The following is an 18,401-nucleotide window of genomic DNA, read 5'->3' as shown; positions in this document are numbered from 1 at the left end:
TGCTCACGTCTGACCGCCCTTCTGCGTGCCAAGCCAATCCACGAACCGGCGTGCGGTGGCCGCCACCGGGTTCTCGGTTTTATAAAGCGCATACAGCCCCGCGCCAGTCAGCCGTGGCTGATCGAACAACGGCTGCAGCCGCCCGCTCTGAATGTCGTCTTCCACCAGACACCACGGCGCAAGCGCAATGCCCAGATCGTTCATCGCCGCCTGTGCGCTCAAAAAATGGTGATCGAACACCGGCCCCGGCAACTGCTGCGGCACCGCAAGCCCCGTGAGCCCGAACCAGTGCGGCCAGTCGCGCATGCAACCGCTGACCTGCAGCAACGGCAGCCCGAGACAGTCCGCAGGCTTCTTCACCCCATGCTTCTTGATGAAGCGCGGCGAGGCCACGGGCAGCAGAAAATCATCGAGAAAGCGCACGCAGGTCTGCTCGGCACGCTGCAGCGGCCAACGCATGATCAGCACATCGTTGGCAGCATCGGCCTGCTCGATGAAGCGGCTGTTCACCGTGGACAGTTGCACATCCACGCGCGGCTCCCAATCTTGAAAATCGGCGAGGCGCGGAATCAGCCACTTCATCGCGAGCGACGGCGTGGTGCAGACCCGCAGAATGCGCGGCGCATGCGGTGACTTGACGGTCTGCGTGGCGGTCGAGATGCGGTCGAGGCACGCCTGCACTTCCAGAAAATACTCGCGCGCGTGCGGCAGCAGCACCACGCCACGTGCCTCGCGTGCAAACAGCGGGCCGTCGAGGTATTCCTCCAGCAGGCGGATCTGCTGGCTCACCGCGCTGTGGGTAATGCTCAACTCGTCGGCAGCCGCCGTGAAATTGGCATGGCGCGCCGCCGCTTCGAAGGCACGAAGCGTCTTGAGCGGTGGCAGCGTGCGTTTGACCATGCACAAATGTGACAAATTGATGACTATCAAACCATCTTAGTGGACGGAGCTATAAGAAAAACTAACCGCAACCCTTAAAAATTAGCGCTGGCTCGCAGGGACGTGCTTTCCTATCATCGATTCGCGGGACCGATCCCGTGAAAAGCTGGTTAGAAATATGGCATCCATCACCATCGACGGCATCGTCAAGCAGTTCAGCGGCAACACCGTGCTGCAGAACCTTTCCCTGCATATCCCCGACGGCGCGTTCTACACGCTCCTCGGCCCCAGCGGCTGCGGCAAGACCACACTGCTACGCTGCATTGCAGGCTTCTACGATCCTGACGCGGGCCGGCTGCTGTTCGACAAGGACGACGTGACCCGCGTGTCCACCCACCACCGCGACATCGGCATGGTGTTCCAGGACTACGCCCTGTTCCCCGACAAGACGGCCTTCGACAACGTCGCCTACGGCCTGCGCGCGCGCAAGGTCGCCAAGCCCGAGATCACCCGCCGCGTGACCGAGGCGCTCGAAAAGGTCGGCCTCGGCCAGCTCGCCGATCGCTATCCCGCGCAGATGAGCGGCGGCCAGCGCCAGCGTGTGGCCCTCGCGCGTGCGCTGGTGATCCGCCCGCGCGTGCTTCTGATGGACGAGCCGCTGTCCAATCTCGACGCCAAGATGCGCCTGCAGATGCGCGACGTGATCCTGGACCTCGTGCGCGAGGCCGGTATCACCACCGTGTTCGTCACCCATGATCAGGAAGAAGCGCTCGCCATGTCGGACCGCATCGCCATCATGGACCGCGGCCGCATCGCGCAACTCGGCACGCCCGAAGAACTCTACGGCACGCCCGTCAACTCCTACGTGGCCGACTTCATCGGCTCGGCCAACGTGCTGCCGGTGACCACCCAGCCGGTCGTCTCGGGCAATCCATCGCATCTGCGCTACGAACTCGCCGCTCGCTCGCTCGACGGCGTGCTCGACGGCGGCCAGCAGATCGGTGCCAAGGGCGTGCTGATCGCGCGGCCCGAAGACCTGTCGCTGATGGCCCCAGCCCCGCATGTGCCCAACGCCGTGCTTGGCCAGGTCATCCGCCGCCAATACCTCGGCTTCAAGACCGCCTACCGCATCCAGCTCGACGCGGGCCCAGAGATCCGCGTTGAACTGCACGCGGGCAACACCGTCGCTGACTTCCACGCGGGCGACAAGGTGCAGGTGCTCGTGCCCATCGACTGCCGCGTGGTCGCGGCCTGAGCGGGGAGCTGCATCATGAAAATCAAATGGTGGCCCTGGGGATTTCTGACGCTCGTGTGTCTGGTCCTGCTCGGCTTCTTCGTGCTCTACCCGCTCGGCACCCTGTTCAGCAACAGCGTGCTCAACGACGAAGGCGGCTTCTCGCTGCAGGCCTTTGTTCAACTGATGAATGACAGCGAGTATGTGCAGGCCTTCTGGAATACGCTGATCCTCGGCGTCAGCGTCACCTTCTGCACGGTGCTCATCGGCGTGCCGTTCGCCTACATGGTCGCGCGCTACGAGTTTCCGCTCAAGAATCTGGTGGCCGTGCTGCCCATCCTCACCATCGTGATTCCCGAAATCATCGTCGGCCAATCCTGGCTGCTGGTGCTCGGCAACAACGGCCTGCTTACCAATTTTTTCGCCGATCACGGCATCGAGCTGCCCTCGTTCTACGGCTGGACGGGCATGGTCTTCTCGATGACGCTGGTGTACTACACCTATATCTACCTTGGCGTGCTGGCCGCGCTGCGCGGCTTTGACGGCTCGCTCGAAGAAGCGGGCCTGAGCCTTGGCACCTCGCCGCTCGTCACCAAGTGGCGCGTGCTCGTGCCGGTGATGCTGCCAGCGGTGCTGGTCAACGCGCTCGTGGTGTTCACGCTGGTCGTGGGCAACTTCGCGCTGTCGATGCTGCTCGGCAGCCGCGTGCCGCTGCTCTCGGTGATGACCTACAACACCTTCGTGAGCGAAATGGGCGGCAGCCCCGCGCTGCAAAGCGCAATGTCGGTGGTATCCATCGTCATCGTGGCGGTGGTGCTGTTCGTGCAAAAGCGCGTGGTCGAACGCAAGATCTACACCATGACGCAAGGCCGCGCCCCCGCGCCGGAGCGCGTGCGCTCATGGGCCTCCGCGCTGTTCACCAGTTCGGTGGGCATCGTCATTCTTGCGTCGCTGCTGCCGCTGATCGTGGTGTTCATCGCCGCCTTCACCGCGACGAGCGGGCCGGTGATGCGCTGGGGCTCGTGGTCGCTCGACAGCCTCACGCGCGCCATCCGCCACGCGCCCGAGCCGATCATCAATTCGCTGCAGTTCTCGTCGATTGCCACCGTTGTCGGCGTTGCCTTCGCAGTGCTGGTGAGCTACCTCACCATCAAGAAGCGCAACGCCGCCACGCAGTTGCTCGACTACATCGTCGTGCTGCCGCTCACCATCTCGGGCACGGTGCTCGGCATCGCGCTGGTGCAGACTTTCAACACCGGCTGGCTGGTGCTTGCAGGCACCTCGGGCATCATGGTGCTGGCCTACGCCGTGCGCCGCCTGCCGTTCGCGGTACGCAATGCGACATCGACGCTGTTCAACATTCCGGAGTCCATCGAAGAGGCGTCGATCAGCCTCGGCGTGTCGCCGCTGATGACCTTCTTCAAAGTGATCCTGCCCGCAATGAAGGCCTCGCTGATCTCGGCCGCCATCCTCATGTGGGTAACGACGATCTCCGAACTGTCGGCCTCCGTTGTGGTCTACAGCGGTGGTCTCGAGACCATGCCGATTGCCATCTTCCGGCAGGTCGATGGCGGACGCCTCGGCCTCGCATCGGCCTACGGCGCTGCGCTGGTGACGGTGATCCTTGTGCCAATATTCGTGTCGATCAAGGTCTTCCGCATCAATCTCTTTTCAAGCAAGTAAGCCCTTTCATTTTTCATCCATAACTCAGGAGCGAGGCCATGAAATTCAAAGCCATTTTTCAAACCACACTCGCGGCCCTCGGCCTCGTCGCCAGCATGGCCCACGCGCAAACCGTGGTGCTGTACTCGTCGAACAATACCGAGACCATCGAGACCGCGCTCGACGTGGTGAAGAAGACCGCGCCCAACCTCAAGGTGCAGCAGGTCACGGGCGGCACGGGCTCGCTGATGAAGCGCATCCAGGCCGAGGCCAAGAACCCGCGCGGCGACGTGCTCTGGAGCGGCGGCTTCGGCACGCTGGGCGCATACAAGGACCTGCTGCAGCCCTACAAGGGCCCGGGCCTCGAACACATTCCGGCCGAATTCCGTGGCCCGAACGACCTGTGGGTCGGCACCAATGTGCATGTGATGGTCATGATGGTCAACGAGCGCCAGCTCAAGGGCAATGCCGCCCCCAAGACCTGGTCCGATCTGATGAAGCCTGAGTGGAAAGGCAAGTTCGCGATCACCGACCCCAGCAAGAGCGCGACGGCTTACATGCTGGTCTACGGCCTGCTCAAGCAATTCGGTAAGGACGGCCTCGAGAAAATCGCTGCCAACGCGGTGGTCACCTCGTCGTCCGGTACCACCTACAAGGGCGTGGCTGCAGGCGAGTATCCCGTAGGCCTGACCATTGAATACGCCGCACAGGAATACGTGGCCGGCGGTCAGAAGGAGATCAAGCTGGTCTACCCGAGCGAGGGTAGCTACCTCGCTCCCGAAGGCATGTTCATCGTGAAGGGCGCGAAGAACATGGACGCGGCCAAGACGCTGTACAACGCGCTGATGAGCAAGGAAGTGCAGGAGGCCGAACTCACCAAGAACTTCCGCCGCCCGACCCGCACCGACATCCAGGTGTCCAAGCTCACGACGCTGCCCGACCTGAAGTCGATCAAAATCTTCCCGTTGAATCAGGAAGCCGCATCGGCCGAGTATGAACAGCTGGTCGCGCTGTGGAACATCGCGGTGAGCAAGGCGCGCTGATCGTCCCCTGGGTTGATTGAGCGAAGGCGGCTGAACTCCGGTTCAGGCCGCCTTATTCATGTCCACCCGCTGGGCCTTTTCCAGAATCTGCGCGAGCACCTGCGGCACCTGTTCGGCCGCGCGGCACTGCATGCGCGCCGCCGCGCTCTTGTGCTGATCGATGCGTGAAAGCAATTGCACCACCGCCAGATCCATGCGTTGGTAGCTCGGCAACACCAGCCCGAGCTTGTGGTCCTTCACCCAGTCCGTGCAATAGCGCTCCTGCGGCATGGTCCACGCGTTGCGCACGACGATGGGCGGCAGGCCCATGTGCACGGCCTCGCTCAGGCTGCCGCTGCCGGGCTTGCCGATGAAGAAGTCCGCGAGCTGCATGCTGCGCGCCATCGCGCGCGTGTAGCCCAGCACGACAGTGGGAGCGTTGCGCTTCATGGCGCGCAAGGCCGTTGCGAGTTCTTCATTGCGCCCGCAGACCAGAATCAGCTGCGTGTCTGTCAGCCGCCGCGCGATGGGCAGCATGGCTCTCGAGCCTTCCGCCCCGAACAGCACGAGCCCCACGGGCCGCGACGGATCAAGCCCGAGTGCCGCTCGCTCGGCATTGCGATCCACCGGTGCCACGTCATGAAACTGCTCGCCAAGCAGCATGCCCGACACACCCCACATGCGATGTGGCGCCATCCCCGCAGCGCGTGCCTGTGCCAGCGCATAGGGCGAACCGCACACAAGAATCTGCTGCGTCTGGGGCTCCGCCCAGAAGCGCGGCGGACAGTCCGCGAGATCGGTCATCACGGTGACGAACGGGCTCGCCGGTTGCGCTGCGGCCAGCGCGTCGGCCATGGCGCGGTTGAAATTGGGGATCAACGAAACCACCATCGCAGGAGCCTGCTCACGCCAATACGCGGTGAGCGACTGCACGAGCGAGCGATGCCCGAACCGGATCATTTGCTGCAGCACCCGCAGCTCCTGCGACAGCCCCAGCGTCCAGCCACGCGCAAGCCGCTTGTTGTAGACGTCCTCGGGCTCCATCCCCGTCCAGTGACGGAAGCGCGCGTTCGGATCGAGCACCTCGAACAGATGTGTGCGCTTGACCCGCCAGCCCAGCCCCGCACGCGCAATCGCCGATTCCAGAGCTAGCGAAGAGGCCCGGTGCCCACCGCCAGCGTTGAAATAGACCAGTTCAACAACCGGCATGTCAGACGGTGGTTGCTGTTGCGGATTCAACTTCATGCATCGCCTCCTCATCCATCGCCTTGTCCTTGCGTGCCAACGCTGCAGACTTCATTTCATCGGCCCACTGAATGATCTCTAACCGCCCGTCCGAATGCTCGGCTAGCGCTGTAAGGCTCTCCACCCAGTCGCCATCGTTGGCATAAAGAATGCCGTCGATGTCGCGCATCTCCGCATGGTGAATATGTCCGCAGATAACGCCCTGCAGTCCGCGCTTTCCCGCCTCGCGCGCCACGGCATTTTCAAAATCACCCACATAGTTCACCGCGCGCTTGACCTTGAGCTTCAGATACTTGGAGAGTGACCAATACGGCAGTCCCATGCGGGCACGCATCGAATTCAGATGCCGGTTGAGCTTGAGCGCGAACTCATAGAGCGAATCGCCCACGTAAGCCAGCCACTTCGCGCACTGAATCACGCCATCGAACAGATCCCCGTGAATCACCCACAGCTTGCGCCCATCGGCGGTCTCGTGAATCCAGTCCTCGGCGACATGCACGCCGCCAAAATCCAGCTGCAGATAACGCCGCGCAAACTCGTCATGATTCCCCGGAATGAAGATCACCCGCGTGCCCTTGCGCGCCTTGCGCAGCAGCTTCTGCACGACATCGTTGTGCGCCTGCGGCCAGTACCACTGCCGCCGCAATTGCCAACCGTCGATGATGTCGCCCACCAGAAACAGCGTCTCGCACTCGGTGTGTTTGAGAAAATCGAGCAGCGCGGCGGCCTGACAACCAGGCGTTCCCAGATGCAGATCGGATATCCACAAAGTCCGAAACCTTCGCGGCGGCCGCGACGCCTCGAACATGTCGCCGTGCACATCGGGCGGCATGGCCGACGAGGATTTCCAAGCATTTAGCAAAGCATCTTCGCGTTTCATGACTTTGCATGGTGGGGATGGGAAGAGACAGGGACGTGAAGGATTCAAGGCATTTTGATGACGATGGGGGGGGAAATCACGCATCTCAGTTCGTTGAGCGCCGCCGCTGCCGCCGACTTTTTCTCCGTTTTGGGGACTTGCTGCGTCGTTGAGGGCGGAGGCCGGGACTGCCCCCGGCGGGGCAATCACTTTTTGCTTGCGCGCAAAAAGTAATCAAAAACGCGCTTTTGAAGTCATCCGGCGGAACTCGCGGCGTTCCTTCGTCACTCTGCTCGGACAACCGCCGGAAGTCAGTCTGGAAGAGGTGTTTACGGCACTTCGCTGCGCTAGTGCCGGGATGTTTGCATAGCTGCGTTGGGGTTCAGACGCCCACTGCGCTTTTGAGTTTGCAATGCTTGAACGACCGCTCGCAAATCACGCAGTTCCTGCACACCAACATCTCGCGAAGTCGCGAGGTGAGCGCCACGAGCGTAGCGATGTGCCGAATGCTCCTCTTATGAAAATTCTGACTCGCGGCGGTTGCCCGAGCGGAGCGCGCAGCGCGAAGTCGAGTTCTGCCGCGGGTATTGAAAACGCATTTTTGGTGACTTTTTGGGCAAGACCAAAAAGTTACTCCGCCGCCGGGCGGAACTCCCGGCCTCCGCTCTCAAAACACCAACACAACCAGTAAAACACTAAAAAGAAAATCACACCCCACGTCCATGGGACAATCCCAAGAATATGAATCCGGAACAGTACGTCCAACAAAAAGCCGCCAGCTCAGGCAGCAGTTTTTACTACGCCTTCCTGTTCCTCCCGGCACAGCGACGCGCCGCCATCACCGCCTTCTACGCCTTCTGCCGCGAGGTCGACGACGTGGTCGACGAAGTCTCCGACCCCGGCGTCGCGCGCACCAAGCTCGCCTGGTGGCAGGCCGAGGTGAGCCAGGCCTTCGCGGGCAAGCCCACGCATCCGGTGATGCTGGCAATGATGCCGCACGTGCCCGCCTTCGGGCTCGAAGAGCGGCAGTTCCAAGCCATCATTCAGGGCTGTCAGATGGATCTGGAGCAGACCCGCTATCTCGACTTCCCCGGCCTTACACGCTACTGCCATCTGGTGGCGGGCGTCGTGGGCGAGGTGTCGGCAAAGATCTTCGGCCAGACCGACCCCAAGACGACGGAATACGCGCACAAGCTGGGCCTTGCGTTCCAGCTCACCAACATCATCCGCGATGTGGGCGAGGACGCGATGATGGGTCGCGTCTACCTGCCCGTGTCCGAGCTACAGCAGTTCGACGTCAAAGCGCACGAGATCACCAACCGCAAGTATTCCGACAACTTCACCAAACTGATGCGCTTTCAAGCTGAGCGCGCGCACCAGCTTTATGACGAGGCGCTGGCGCTGCTGCCCGACACCGACCGCCGCGCGCAGAAGCCCGGTCTGATGATGGCCAGCATCTACCGCACGCTTCTGCGCGAGATCGAAAGCGAAGACTTCAAGGTGCTGCACCAGCGCATCAGCCTTACGCCGCTGCGCAAGCTGTTGCTGGCGTGGAAGATGCAGGCGCTGGGGCGCATGTAAGCGGTGTCCAATCCATCGAGTAGCGCCGTCAAACGGATTGCGGTGATCGGTGCGGGCTGGGCCGGCATGGCAGCCGCCGTGGGCGTGGCCGAGGTGGGCCATCAGGTGAGCGTTTTCGAAGCAGCACGCACGCTGGGCGGACGGGCTCGGGCCGTGCAGGTTGATGACGTATCAGCAGGCAGCAGCAAACCTCTGGTGCTCGACAACGGCCAGCACATCCTCATCGGCGCGTATGCCGAATGTTTGCGGCTCATGCGCAAGGTTGGCGTCGATCCTGACAAAGCGCTGCTGCGCACGCCGCTGACACTGGTGTTTCCCGATGGCGGTGGTCTGCAGTTGCCGGATGCGGCACCGCCGTTTGACGCGCTGCTGGGCATTGCTCGCACACGCGGTTGGTCGGTACAGGAAAAATTCGCCTTGTTGATGCGTGCCGCCAAGTGGCGTCTGCAGGGTTTTCAATGCAGCGCATCGGCCAGCGTGGCCGACATCTGCGCCGGTCTGCCCACACGGCTGATGGATGAGTTCATCGATCCGCTGTGCGTATCCGCACTCAACACGCTGGCGGTCGATTCGAGCGGGCAGGTGTTTCTGCGGGTGCTGCGCGACAGCCTGTTCAGCGGGCGCGGCGGCTCCAATCTGCTGCTGCCGCGCCTCGATCTGGGCGCGCTGTTTCCGCAGGCCGCGAGCAACTGGTTAGTGGCGCGCGGATCGGACAATGTGCAACTGGGCCGACGCGTGCAATCACTGCAGCGTGAAGGCTCGACGTGGATGGTGGATGGAGCCGCGTTCGATGCGGTGCTGCTTGCGACGCCGAGCGCGGAAGCCGCGCGGCTGGTCTTGAGCGCTGCCACGCCCCACGATCAGGCCATGCATGACTGGGCGGCCTGCACGCAGGCCCTGCAGTTCGGCGCGATTGCCACGGTCTACCTGCGGGTGCGTGGTGGCGACAACAAGGCACTGCTCGCGCATCCGATGACCGCGCTCCGCTCAAGCGCGACACGTCCGGCGCAGTTTGTGTTTGATCGCTTTACGCTTTATGGCGATTCGGGCGTGCTGGCCTTTGTGGTGAGTGCGTTCAACGGCGAGCGCGAAGCGCTGGTCCAGCAGGTGACGCAGCAGGCCGCCGAGCAGTTGGGATTGCACGACCTGGAGCATCTACAGACCTTGGTGGAAAAGCGCGCCACGTTTGCCTGTACACCGGGCCTGAAGCGCCCCGCCATGCAGATCGCGCCGGGTCTGCTGGCCTGCGGCGACTATGTCGCGGGACCCTATCCCGCTACGCTGGAAGGCGCCGTGCTCAACGGCAGCGCGGCTGCCGCGTTGATCACGAACTGACCTTCAGCGCCGCCGCCTTGCGCGGCAGCACATCGGCGAGCTTGATGACTTCCATGCCGGTGTTGGTCCAATAGCGCTCCAACGAATCGGTGCGCTCGATCAGCAGTCGCTCCACCAGCGGCTGCAGGCGCGTGGTCACCGGATCGGCCACCAGCACATAACGCGCATCGGCGTCGTCCGAATCGCCTGCGGCGGTCTCGTTGACCTGCACCACCCAGTCGAGCGCGGTCAAGGCATCCAGCGCGGGCACCAGTTGCAGGGACTCCACACCCAGTCGCTGAGCGGCTTGCGCAGCCGTCAGCCCGTATTGGGGACTGTCGCGCTCGGCATGCAGTTGCTGCAACAACTCCACCGCCAACAAGAAGTTCCAGCCCGGCCCACCCGCACGCCGCGCCACCCCGGCCAGTAGGCTCGGCAGATACGCGGCGACCACCGCGCCGAGCAGCACGATGACCCAGGCCACATAGATCCACAGCAGCAGAATCGGCAACGTCGCGAACGTTCCGTAGAGCACGGAGTAAGTAGGCACCGACGACAGATACAGCCCCAGCACCTTCTTGGCCACCTCGATGCCTATCGACACGAAAACACCGCCCGCCCATGCATGCCGCCAGTGCACCAGCGTGTTGGGCACGTAGCGATACAGCCCCGCCATGCCGGCAGCCAGCAGCACGAATTCGATGGAATCAAAAATGAAACGCGTGCTCTGCGGCAGCGCCTGCCCGATGCCGCGCGAGGCCGCCGAGGCCATCGAAGTGGTGAGCGTGAGGCTGATCGCCAGCAGCAACGGGCCGAGCGTGATCGCGGCCCAGTAGATCAGCACCCGCTGGCCGAGCGGCCTGAGCTTGGGCACGCGCCAGATGTTGTTGAGCGTGCGGTCGATCGTAAGGATCAGCGCGAGCGCAGTGATGAACAAAATGCTCAGGCCGACCGCTCCGAGCCCGCTGGCCTTGGCCGAGAACTGCGTGAGGTAGTCGAGCACCGAGCGCGCGATGGTATCGGGAATCAGGCTGTCGACCAGCCAGCGCTGCAGCAGCTCCTGCATCTTGCCGAACATCGGAAACGCCGTGAACACGGCCAGCGCCACGGTCACGAACGGCACGAGCGCGAGCAGCGTGGTGAAGGTCAGGCTGCTGGCGGTGAGTCCCAGCCGGTCCTCGCGAAAGCGTTCGCGCAGGGTGTGGGCCGTGGTGCCCCATGGAAAGTGCGAGAGTTCTTCGACCCAGACTTCGAGGCGCGCAAGAATGGACGAGAAACTCAGACTCATGGTGGCTATGATGGCAGGTTTGATAGAACGATTGCTGCGGTCACCCGATGATGGCCGCGGGCGCCCATCTTAACGAACCCTTTCTCGCCCGCCTACATGACTGCATCAGCCCCGAACGACTCCGCTGCACCCCTCGCCGTTCAGGGCGACGTGGCAATCACCCGCTGGCTCGCGGTGGGCAGCCTGCTGGGCCTGATCGTGCTGAGCGTGCTGTGGGAGTTATGGCTCGCTCCACTGCGCCCGGGTGGTTCGTGGCTGGTGCTCAAGGCGTTGCCGCTGTGCATTCCGCTGGCCGGATTGCTCAAACGTCGCATGTACACCTACCGCTGGGTCAGTCTGGTGGTCTGGCTGTATTTCACCGAAGGCGTGGTGCGTGCATGGAGCGACAAGGCTCCGGGCAACTGGCTCGCGATGATCGAGATTGCGCTGTGCCTGCTGCTGTTCATCGCGTGTGCGCTGCATGTGCGGCTGCGCCAGAAGGCGGCGCGTCAATCCACCGCCAAGGCGGGGTGAATCACCCCACCATTGCCATGCCAAAGCACGCCGACTAAATTCAACGGATCGAGACGGCGGAATGTTCCGCCATCGTTCGCTCCGACACGGGAACCCTTACATGCCATCCACTGCACTCCTCGACCGCCTGCGCCAGATCATCGGCGCGAACAACGTATTGACCGAGGGTGATCTGATCGCCTACGAGCAGGACTGGCGTCGCCGCGCGCGCGGCAAAGCGCTGGCCGTGGTGCGACCTGGCAATACGCAGGAAGTGGCGTCCGTGGTTCGTGCCTGTGCCAATGAGAAGGTAAGCATCGTGGCGCAAGGCGGCAACACCGGCCTCTCGGTCGGCTCCACCCCCGATGAATCCGGCCAGCAGGTGGTGCTGAGCCTCACGCGCATGAACGCGGTGCGTCACATCGACCACGCCAATCTCACGATGACCGTGGACGCAGGCTGCATTCTGCAAAGCCTGCAGGAAACAGCGGATCGCGAAGGCTTTCTGTTCCCCCTTTCGCTCGCCGCCGAAGGCAGTTGCACAATTGGCGGCAACCTCGGCACCAACGCCGGCGGCACGCAGGTCGTGCGCTACGGCAACACGCGCGAGCTGTGCCTCGGGCTCGAAGTGGTCACCGCGCAAGGTGAGGTCTGGGAAGGCCTCAAGGGCCTGCGCAAGGACAACACCGGCTACGACCTGCGCGACCTGTTCATCGGCAGCGAAGGCACTCTCGGCGTGATCACTGGCGCGACGATGAAGCTCTACCCCAAGCCCGCAGCGCAGCTCACCGCATGGGCCGCCGTGCCATCGATGCAGGCGGCAGTGCAGTTGCTCGGCCTTGCGCACCAACAGCTCGGCGCGGGGCTCACGGGGTTCGAGGTCATGGGCCAGTTCGCGCTGAGCTTCGTCGCGCGCCACATGCCGCAGCTGCGCATCCCGTTTGCCGATATGGAGGGCGCGCCCTACTGCGTGCTGCTTGAGAACTCCGACAGCGAATCGGAACACCATGCACGTGAACGCTTCGAGGCCCTGCTCGAGAAGGCGCTTGAGGACGGCTGTGTGCTGGACGCAGTGGTCGCCGAAAGCCTCGCGCAGGCGCATGAACTCTGGCACATCCGCGAGAGCATTCCGCTCGCGCAGGCCGAGGAAGGCCCGAACATCAAACACGACATCTCCATCGCCGCATCCCGTATTCCTGACTACGTGGAATATGCCGACGCCCTGCTCAAAAGCGAGTTGCCGGGCGTGCGCATCGTGAACTTCGGCCACCTCGGCGACGGCAACCTGCACTACAACGTGCAGGCCCCGGCCGAAGGCGACCCCAAGGTCTTCATGCGCGAGCACGAAGACCGGGTCAACCATCTGGTCTACGAAGCCGTGGCGAAATTCGGCGGCTCATTCTCCGCCGAGCACGGCGTGGGCGAACTCAAGGTCGACAAGCTGCAGAAATACCAATCACCCGTGGCGCTGTCGATGATGCGCGCAATCAAGACCGCGCTGGACCCGCAGGGGATCATGAATCCGGGGCGGGTGTTGCCGGTGGTGATGGACTGATTGGCGTCGATCAGGAAACGACCACCCGCCAACTATCTCGCAGCTGGCAGATCAATACCTTCGAGGGCAGACTGAGTGCGGACTATGATCTGTCATGTCACTTTGCAGCGTCGCCCGGAGCATTCGCCATCACATTCTTCACATTGGGTGTCCATGGGATGATATGGCCCTCGCCCAGATCGGTGAAGGTCATCTGCCGACCATTGCTCAGTAGCCAAACGCGTAGACCGTTGCGGCCCGGGTCGATGACCACAGCGGCGGCCTCCTTGCCACCCTGGTGCTGCCGGTTGCCAACAATGCTCCAGCGTCCGCCCTCCTTGGTGAGTGGACCGACGGTCTCGAGGTTCTTGATTACAGTGTCATAGCGATCGCCAAGCAGTTTCTTCAGGCGCTCCGCCAAAATGCCCTGTCGCAGGTAGTCCTTGCCATCGTTCGGATACTTGCCTAGATACGATCGCAGACTGTCCAGCGTGGCCTCGCCAGGTGGCGACGTATAGGCGTGAATCTGTTCGGCGACACTGGGAGTTGGCGGTGGAGCCACCGTGGGGGCTGACGCCTCAATCACGGGCCCGATCGCCTCGCCCTGAGCGGCCGAGGCCTGCGAGGCTGAGGATGACGCGCCACCGGCCCCCTCCTGCGAGTTTTTAGAATCGCAGGCACTGAGGCTCAGGGTGATGGCGCAGGCCAACAGACAGGGTTTCCATGACAAACGTTGATTCACATCCACAAGTATCTACCTTTCATGGCATCGAGGCCGAGAACGATTCCGATCAGGCATGGAATCAATCGCACACCGAAGCTCCAAATATACGGAAGTTCATTTTCAGGCACTTGTGCAACCCACTTCCTCCTTAAAAGTGACACCACCCTTCGAATTGTTTCAATTCGCAAAGATGCTTCTTGCACCCACGTGTAAGACTCTCATGGGCGTGGCACACTAAGCACTGTCTACTTGTTTTTCCTGTACTTGGTCACCCGCTGATGTACAGACTGTATCGGTCCCCCAATGAGCACGAATACCCCGCTGCGCCCTGTGCGTTCCCAGTACGAAGATTTTCTGCGTCACGTCTACGAGCATGGCGTGGCGAAAACCGACCGTACCGGTACGGGGACGCGCAGCGTGTTCGGCCATCAGATGCGCTTTGATCTGGCAGAAGGCTTTCCGCTGGTCACCACCAAGAAGGTGCATCTCAAGTCCATCATTCTCGAGCTGCTGTGGTTTCTGCGTGGCGACAGCAATGTGAAGTGGCTGCAGGAGCGCGGCTGCACCATCTGGAACGAATGGGCACGCGAAGACGGCGACCTCGGCCCGGTCTACGGAGTGCAGTGGCGCAACTGGCCCAAGCCCGATGGCGGCCACATCGACCAGATCGCCGAGGTGGTCAAACAGCTCAAGTCCAACCCGGACAGCCGCCGCATCATCGTGAGCGCCTGGAACGTAGCCGACCTGCCCGAGATGGCGCTCATGCCCTGCCATGCGTTCTTCCAGTTCTACGTGGCCGACGGCAAGCTCAGTTGCCAGCTCTACCAGCGCAGTGCGGACATTTTCCTCGGCGTGCCGTTCAACATCGCCAGCTACGCGCTACTCACCCATATGCTGGCCCAGCAATGCGATCTGGCGGTCGGGGATTTCGTTTGGACCGGCGGTGATTGCCATATTTACAACAACCATTTCGAACAGGTCGAGACACAACTGACGCGCACGCCATTCGCCTATCCGACGCTGCATATCAAGCGCCGTCCCGACTCCATCTTCGACTATGAATACGAAGATTTCGAAGTGCTGGGTTACGAACACCACGCCGCCATCAAGGCGCCGGTGGCGGTTTGAGATTATGTTGACGCCTTGACCAATGAGACCAAGAGGGGAAGCGCCATGCAAATCAATCTGATCTTCGCAAGAGCCGACAACGGCGTCATCGGCAAGGACGGCCTCATGCCCTGGCATCTGCCGGAGGACATGGCGCATTTCAAGGAACTCACCGTGGGCCGCCCGGTGATCATGGGACGCAAGACCTGGGACTCCCTGCCCGAGCGCTTCCGCCCCCTGCCCGGCCGCACCAACATCGTCGTCACCCGCCATGAAGTCTGGCAGCAGGACGGTGCCAAGCCCGCCACCAGTCTCGAAGACGCGCTCGCCATCGCCAGCCAGAGCGCCGACACGGTCTGGGTGATCGGCGGCGCGCAGATCTATGCGCTTGCCCTGCCACTGGCCCAGCGCGTGGAGGTCACCGAGATCCACCAGAGCTTCGAGGGCGACGCCCACGCGCCCGAACTCGGCCCCGAGTGGAAGGAAACCGCACGCAGCGATCAAGTCGCAGCGAACGGTATGCGATTCAGCTTCGTGACCTACGAGCGCGAGACCGACTGATCGATCCATCGATCCACCTCAATCCTCCGAATGACACCATCAGCAGTGTCACCCGCTGCGGGCTCATAGAATGCCCGTATGCAAATCGCCACCTGCAATGCCTAATGCAACATCAAAACGTGTCAAGACGTCCCAATCGGAACCTATATAAACTATTGTCAAACAACAGTTTTTAGCCATCTCATACCCCACCGTTTCAGGACATGTCGGGCTTGCTTTGTAGCTGGCTTCGTAGCTAGAATTTGTAGCCAGGGACGTAGCTAAGAAGTTGATGTTGCGCCTCTGCTCGAAGCAAAAGAGCTGTTGAAGACATGCCCTCGGCCTATCGTCCCCCGAGAGCGCCCGGAGGACATCAAGGTGGCAAAAAGAGGCAAGAATCTACTGACGCCGGTGCAGCTCCAGCACTGGGTGCGTGCACGCGAACCCATCGCCAGAACCGACGGCGACGGGCTTACCTTCACCCTGTCTGCGGCCGGTACGGCCACCTGGGTTCTCCGCTACCAGTTCGGAGGGCGCTCCAGAGAACTGACGCTGGGCAACTACCCCGACATCAGCCTCCCTGCCGCACGCCAACTTGCACGCGAAAAGCGCGTTGAGATCGACAAGGGTGGCGACCCCGCGATCACAAAAAAGCAGGAGAAGATTCGCGTCCGAACCACCTGGAGTGTTCGAGAGCTCGCCGAGGACTATCGCGAGAAGATTGTTGTGGCACTTGCGGAAAGCACTCAGGAAGCCCGCAACGCAGACCTCGACCAGGTGATCATTCCCAAGCTCGGTGCCATGCTGGTCACGAGCGTGACATCCGCAGACATCGTCGGCATGATCGCCGATTCAGGGCGGACTTGGACGATGTGCAAGCGGCTTCGTTCGACCTGCAACCGGCTGTTCGCCCATGCCCTCGGGAAACGGCTCATCCATGTCAATCCAACCGTTGGAATTGATCTGATCTCGGTCATTGGCCAACGTCCTCCCGTACGCCGCAGGTTGATGCTGTCTCAAGACGAGTTGCGGACGCTGCTGCCAGACATCAACTCCATCGGCATCGAAAACGCCCTCGCCTTCAGAATCCTGCTCGCAACCTGCGTGCGGACGATCGAGCTTGTGAAGGCGCAGTGGGCCAACGTGGATTTGGACAAGGGCACCTGGATCGTCACCGAAGAAACGGTGAAGACGCGACGCGGCTACGTAGTACCGCTGTGCCCGACAGTCGTTTCATGGTTCCGGGAGCTGAAGAAGTGTGCCGGGGACTCGCGTTGGGTTCTTCCCGCTCGTCGTGGTCACAGACGCGCCAGACTCGGTGGGGACACCCACGTCGGCAACAGCACACTTTGGGCAGCGCTGACCCGCAGGTTTGAAAGAGGTGGCCTGGACATCCGGAGATTCACCCCGCATGACACCCGGAGTACGGTGAAGTCACACATGAAGGCCATGGGCGTCTCCAACGAGGTGTCCGAAAGATCTCTGAACCATGTGCTGAAAGGCATGGAAGAGATTTACGACCAGTACGACTACCTCCCGGAGCGTCAGGCTGCACTCGAGTTGTGGGCGGCCTTCCTCCTGGCTTGCGAACAGGGACTTCCCTGGACCGTCGTACCCCTGCGCCGGGCCGCCTGATGGCAACGGCTGCGCACGGGTAGCCTTTCATTGAACCGCGACCGGTGCCTCCAAAACGGCAGGATTGGTGCGCCTGACCAGGCCGCCTCCTGCCAGCGCCCACAGCGTCAACACGTCATCAAAGGCCCGAACATGCTGCGGGCACTGCTCGAGCCACTTGATGAGATCCCTGGCCGTCGCGCTTGACGGGTTGTCATGCATCGCCGTAAAGAGACGCCACGCGTCATCGAAATCCGGATCGCAAGACTTGCGAGTGATTTCAAGCATGTCTGTGTCCATCCTGTTGTCGTCATCGTTGAGAAGACGTTCTCCTCTGCCCACTAAGACGGCTCAGGCCATCCGGTGTTTATGAGTTCACTGGCTTTTGGTCAGCTATCCGTGCATTTCTTCGCAAAAACACACTTGCGGCACAGATTTGGTGCGCAAGTGCGCAGAGGTTGAACACTTCCTTCCAGGATCGCCTTCCGACGATCAACCAAGGCCTCGACCTCCGCGCCATCCAGCAGGGTCACCTTGTGCGCGGTGCGGCGACCTTCTCCGGTCTGCACAACCACATAGCCATGCCTGGCCACGGCTTCGCCAGTCTGCTTCATGATGGCCACCCGCTGAGCGGACAGCTCAATCACGTCCGAGCGGTAGGGACGGTTGACCCCACGGGTTTTCAGCTCCACCAGCACGAGAACCCCGCTCTCAAGTCGGTAAGCGCGATCGACCTTGGCCGTCAGAACAGTCGGGCCGTCGCCACGAAACAGCTTCTCGGCGTAGGCCAGTTCGGCCCGCCGCAGCTCCCTGGGTAGCCAGTCGCTCCGCCGTCGGCGCCACCCCAGCAGCAGCCAGACAACGAATGCCGACAGGGCCAAGGCCACGAGACCGCGCTCAAACATCGCCCTTCCCTCCCCGATCGGCCAGGGTCTTCGCGGCAATCCAGACCACCGGCCTGAGCAGCCCCCGCATAGCCCGCACCAGAAGAGGATGGCATTCCAGAAAGCGGCAGACGCCCGGGGCAGTTCGGTAGTAGGCAAGGATGAGCGCGCGACCGAGCCGCGTGGGACGCATCACCCGGTCCCGGAACGAGCGAAGCGTCGTGACCTCCTCCCCCGCCCCATAGACCAGGGTGGCGATGAAGCAGCGTCCCCGGCGCTCGATCTGTCCCTCCAGAAAGAACCGACGATGCTCGCGGTCACCCCGTTTCATGGCGACAAGTTGCTGTGCCGAGCGTTGCGGACCATACCGGTGCTCGAACAATACGAGCCGCTCGCAAACGCCCATCTGCGCAAGTTCGGAA

At 62.2% G+C, this 18,401-nt stretch carries 18 protein-coding genes; 10 read left to right on the top strand and 8 right to left on the bottom strand.

The window, feature by feature from the left end:
• Positions 1-3 precede the first annotated feature (3 nt).
• Positions 4-900 carry a LysR substrate-binding domain-containing protein gene (locus tag G7047_RS03045; RefSeq protein WP_166300598.1) on the bottom strand — a complete coding sequence of 299 codons (897 nt, stop codon included), beginning with the start codon at positions 898-900 and terminating at the stop codon, positions 4-6.
• 157 nt (positions 901-1,057) lie between these two features.
• Between G7047_RS03045 and G7047_RS03040 the strand changes: the two genes are divergently transcribed.
• Genes G7047_RS03040 through G7047_RS03030 form a run of 3 tightly spaced genes read left to right on the top strand, consistent with a single transcriptional unit; the run spans position 1,058 to position 4,818 of the window.
• A complete protein-coding gene (locus G7047_RS03040) occupies positions 1,058-2,134 on the top strand; it encodes an ABC transporter ATP-binding protein (RefSeq protein ID WP_166300596.1) in 1,077 nt (358 codons plus the stop codon).
• 15 nt (positions 2,135-2,149) lie between these two features.
• Positions 2,150-3,796: an iron ABC transporter permease gene (locus G7047_RS03035; protein WP_166300594.1), complete on the top strand. Its 1,647-nt coding sequence runs from the start codon at positions 2,150-2,152 to the stop codon at positions 3,794-3,796.
• A 38-nt stretch (positions 3,797-3,834) separates the two neighbouring features.
• Positions 3,835-4,818 carry an ABC transporter substrate-binding protein gene (locus G7047_RS03030; RefSeq protein WP_166300592.1) on the top strand — a complete coding sequence of 328 codons (984 nt, stop codon included), beginning with the start codon at positions 3,835-3,837 and terminating at the stop codon, positions 4,816-4,818.
• A gap of 42 nt (positions 4,819-4,860) precedes the next feature.
• On the opposite strand, the gene G7047_RS03025 is transcribed toward G7047_RS03030, so the two are convergent.
• Positions 4,861-6,042 (bottom strand): glycosyltransferase, encoded by a 1,182-nt coding sequence (locus G7047_RS03025; RefSeq protein WP_240939351.1) that lies wholly within the window; start codon positions 6,040-6,042, stop codon positions 4,861-4,863.
• A complete protein-coding gene (locus G7047_RS03020; protein ID WP_166300590.1) occupies positions 6,008-6,922 on the bottom strand; it encodes a UDP-2,3-diacylglucosamine diphosphatase in 915 nt (304 codons plus the stop codon). Before G7047_RS03020 ends, G7047_RS03025 begins: the two co-directional genes overlap by 35 nt.
• A 720-nt stretch (positions 6,923-7,642) precedes the next feature.
• On the opposite strand from G7047_RS03020, the gene hpnD reads away from it, so the two are divergent.
• Together hpnD and hpnE are read left to right on the top strand one after the other, a co-directional pair.
• On the top strand, positions 7,643-8,482 hold the full coding sequence (hpnD, locus tag G7047_RS03015; protein ID WP_166300588.1) for a presqualene diphosphate synthase HpnD: 840 nt from the start codon (positions 7,643-7,645) through the stop codon (positions 8,480-8,482).
• 3 nt (positions 8,483-8,485) lie between these two features.
• The gene (gene hpnE, locus G7047_RS03010; RefSeq protein WP_256376812.1) at positions 8,486-9,817 is read left to right on the top strand and encodes a hydroxysqualene dehydroxylase HpnE; all 1,332 of its coding nucleotides are present in this window, start codon (positions 8,486-8,488) and stop codon (positions 9,815-9,817) included.
• On the opposite strand, the gene G7047_RS03005 is transcribed toward hpnE, so the two are convergent.
• A complete protein-coding gene (locus G7047_RS03005) occupies positions 9,807-11,084 on the bottom strand; it encodes a YihY family inner membrane protein (protein ID WP_166300586.1) in 1,278 nt (425 codons plus the stop codon). The two genes, hpnE and G7047_RS03005, sit on opposite strands and share 11 nt — an antisense overlap.
• A gap of 96 nt (positions 11,085-11,180) precedes the next feature.
• Here G7047_RS03005 and G7047_RS03000 point away from each other — a divergent pair, with 96 nt between their 5' ends.
• On the top strand, positions 11,181-11,597 hold the full coding sequence (locus G7047_RS03000; protein WP_166300584.1) for a DUF2069 domain-containing protein: 417 nt from the start codon (positions 11,181-11,183) through the stop codon (positions 11,595-11,597).
• A gap of 100 nt (positions 11,598-11,697) precedes the next feature.
• Positions 11,698-13,131 (top strand): FAD-binding oxidoreductase, encoded by a 1,434-nt coding sequence (locus tag G7047_RS02995; RefSeq protein WP_166300582.1) that lies wholly within the window; start codon positions 11,698-11,700, stop codon positions 13,129-13,131.
• Between the two features lie 97 nt (positions 13,132-13,228).
• On the opposite strand, the gene G7047_RS02990 is transcribed toward G7047_RS02995, so the two are convergent.
• On the bottom strand, positions 13,229-13,696 hold the full coding sequence (locus G7047_RS02990; protein ID WP_166300579.1) for a hypothetical protein: 468 nt from the start codon (positions 13,694-13,696) through the stop codon (positions 13,229-13,231).
• Positions 13,697-14,137: 441 nt separating this feature from the next.
• Between G7047_RS02990 and G7047_RS02985 the strand changes: the two genes are divergently transcribed.
• The 3 genes from G7047_RS02985 to G7047_RS02975 all read left to right on the top strand — a co-directional run bounded on the left by G7047_RS02985 (position 14,138) and on the right by G7047_RS02975 (position 17,116).
• Positions 14,138-14,962: a thymidylate synthase gene (locus G7047_RS02985; RefSeq protein ID WP_166300577.1), complete on the top strand. Its 825-nt coding sequence runs from the start codon at positions 14,138-14,140 to the stop codon at positions 14,960-14,962.
• A gap of 45 nt (positions 14,963-15,007) precedes the next feature.
• A complete protein-coding gene (locus G7047_RS02980; protein WP_166300575.1) occupies positions 15,008-15,502 on the top strand; it encodes a dihydrofolate reductase in 495 nt (164 codons plus the stop codon).
• 357 nt (positions 15,503-15,859) lie between these two features.
• Positions 15,860-17,116 carry a site-specific integrase gene (locus G7047_RS02975; RefSeq protein WP_240939350.1) on the top strand — a complete coding sequence of 419 codons (1,257 nt, stop codon included), beginning with the start codon at positions 15,860-15,862 and terminating at the stop codon, positions 17,114-17,116.
• A gap of 27 nt (positions 17,117-17,143) precedes the next feature.
• Here G7047_RS02975 and G7047_RS02970 read toward each other — a convergent pair whose 3' ends face one another.
• The 3 genes from G7047_RS02970 to G7047_RS02960 all read right to left on the bottom strand — a co-directional run bounded on the left by G7047_RS02970 (position 17,144) and on the right by G7047_RS02960 (position 18,310).
• A complete protein-coding gene (locus G7047_RS02970) occupies positions 17,144-17,383 on the bottom strand; it encodes a hypothetical protein (protein WP_166300573.1) in 240 nt (79 codons plus the stop codon).
• A gap of 101 nt (positions 17,384-17,484) precedes the next feature.
• Entirely contained in the window at positions 17,485-18,000 is a 516-nt protein-coding gene (locus tag G7047_RS02965) for a hypothetical protein (protein ID WP_166300571.1), read from the bottom strand.
• Positions 17,993-18,310, bottom strand: a complete 318-nt coding sequence (locus tag G7047_RS02960) for a CFI-box-CTERM domain-containing protein (protein WP_166300569.1) — start codon at positions 18,308-18,310, stop codon at positions 17,993-17,995. The genes G7047_RS02965 and G7047_RS02960 overlap by 8 nt, the downstream gene beginning before the upstream one ends.
• Positions 18,311-18,401: the final 91 nt, after the last annotated feature.

The organism is Diaphorobacter sp. HDW4A (assembly GCF_011305995.1).
GTDB lineage: Bacteria > Pseudomonadota > Gammaproteobacteria > Burkholderiales > Burkholderiaceae_C > Diaphorobacter_A.
The sequence above is the reverse complement of the archived record's forward strand: the minus strand, read 5'-3'. Positions and strand labels throughout refer to the sequence as shown.